Consider the following 1944-nt stretch of genomic DNA (forward strand, 5'->3'; position numbering starts at 1 on the left):
CTTCTCTGGCGTCCTCGGATTTCAGCACGGTGCGCATCTCGCGGACAGTGCGCTGCCAGCCTGGTTCCTCGTCGGCGATGACGCCGTCGTCGACCCCGTAGGCGATGCGCTTGCTGGCCTGCACCGACAGCGGCGCGTTGACGGTGATCCGCGCGGCGAGTGCCAACGCGGCGTCGAGCACGGAGCCTTTTTCGGGGCTCTCGGCGACGACCTGGTTGATCAGGCCCCACCGGCACGCGTCGGTGGCCGTGATCGGCTCGCCGGTCATCAGCAGTTCCACGGCCACCTTGCGGGGCAGGTGGTTCATGATCCGGAAGACTCCGCCGGCCGCGGCGATGAGTCCCCGCTTGACCTCCGGCAGCCCGAACGTGGCGCCCTCGGCCGCCACCACCAGGTCGCTGGCCATCGCGATCTCGGTTCCGCCGCCCAGTGCGGTTCCGTTGACCGCGGCGATGGTGGGCTTGTCGATGAAGTGGTGCACGTAGCCGGCGAAGCCCCATTCCCCGTGTTCGGGGTGATACAGGTTCTCCCGGCGCGCGATCGCCTTGAGATCGGCACCGGCGCAGAACGACTTCTCACCGGCACCGGTGACGACGACGGCCCACACCTCGGGATCGCGCCCCGCCTCTTCGAGCGCGTCGCCGACCCCGACGCTCACCGCGCCGTTGATCGCGTTGCGGGCCTCCGGCCGGTTGATGGTGATGACTGCGACGTTGCCGCGACGTTCGACCAGCACCGCGGGCCGGCTGGTATCGCCGTGCGTCACAGCAGCTCCAGGATGGTGGCGTTGGCCTGGCCGCCGCCCTCACACATCGTCTGCAGGCCGTAGCGAATCCCCTTGTCCCGCATGTGGTAGAGCAGTGTGGTCATCAGGCGCGCCCCCGAACCGCCGAGCGGGTGGCCCAGCGCGATCGCACCGCCGTTGGGGTTGAGCTTCTTCTCGTCGGCGCCGATGTCCTTCAGCCACGCCAAGGGGACCGGGGCGAAGGCCTCGTTGACCTCGTAGGCTCCGATCTCGTCGATGCTCAGCCCGGAGCGCTGCAGGACCTTCTGGGTGGCCGGGATGGGCGCGGTCAGCATTGTCACCGGGTTGGCGCCGGCCAGGGTAGCGGTGTGCACCCGCGCGATCGGCTTGAGCCCCAACGACTTCGCCTTCTCTGCGGACATGAACAGCAGCGCGGCCGAGCCGTCGGAGATCTGCGAGGAGTTGCCGGCGTGGATCACGCCGTCCTCCTTGAAGGCCGGCTTCAGCGACGCCAATTTCTCCATCGACGTGCCGCGGCGGATACCCTCGTCCTTGAGCACCACACCGCCTTCCTGGTCCTTGACGCCCACGATCTGGTCATCGAAGGCACCGGAATCTTGTGCTGCCGCGGCCTTTTCGTGCGAAGCGAGGGAGAACTCGTCGAGCGCGGTGCGGCTCAGCCCCCATTGTTCGGCGATCATCTCGGCGCCGAGTCCCTGGTTGGGCACCTGGCGGTCGTAGCGGTTCATGAACGCGTCCGGGTACGGCCGTCCGCCGTTGGCCAGCGACGAGCCCATCGGCGTGCGCGACATCGACTCCACCCCACCGGCGACGACCACGTCGTAGTGGCCGGCGACCACCCCGGCCGCGGCGAAGTGCACCGACTGCTGACTCGACCCGCACTGGCGGTCGACGGTCACACCCGGGACGGTCTCCGGCCAGCCGGCGGTCAGCAGCGCGGTGCGGCCGATGTCGAGGGCTTGCTCGCCGGCCTGCATGACGCAGCCCCAGATGACGTCGTCGACGATCTCGGGGTCGATGCCGGCCTTGCCGACCAGGCCGTTGAGCACCTGCGCGGACAGGTCGGCGGGGTGCACGCCGGACAACCCGCCGTTGCGCTTGCCGACGGGTGAGCGGACCGCCTCGACGATGACGGCTTCAGCCATGGTGATGTCTCCTTCGACAGGTGTTTTCGACAG

At 68.8% G+C, this 1944-nt stretch carries 2 protein-coding genes; both read right to left on the bottom strand.

Annotation, left to right across the window (positions count from 1 at the left end; translation table 11 throughout):
• Window positions 1-766, bottom strand: a 766-nt coding sequence (locus ACOJVU_RS10470; RefSeq protein ID WP_421529716.1) for an enoyl-CoA hydratase-related protein, incomplete at its 3' end; no start/stop codon positions are given.
• Entirely contained in the window at window positions 763-1911 is a 1149-nt protein-coding gene (locus ACOJVU_RS10475; RefSeq protein WP_421529717.1) for a thiolase family protein, read from the bottom strand. The genes ACOJVU_RS10470 and ACOJVU_RS10475, both read right to left, overlap by 4 nt.
• Window positions 1912-1944: the final 33 nt, after the last annotated feature.

This window comes from Mycobacterium sp. THU-M104 (assembly GCF_049197365.1).
Classification (GTDB): Bacteria; Actinomycetota; Actinomycetes; order Mycobacteriales; family Mycobacteriaceae; genus Mycobacterium.

Bases quoted from the DNA above. Each gene is read 5' to 3' on its own strand.
- ACOJVU_RS10475 (WP_421529717.1), bottom strand. From the start codon at position 1,911: ATGGCTGAAGCCGTCATCGTCGAGGCGGTCCGCTCACCCGTCGGCAAG.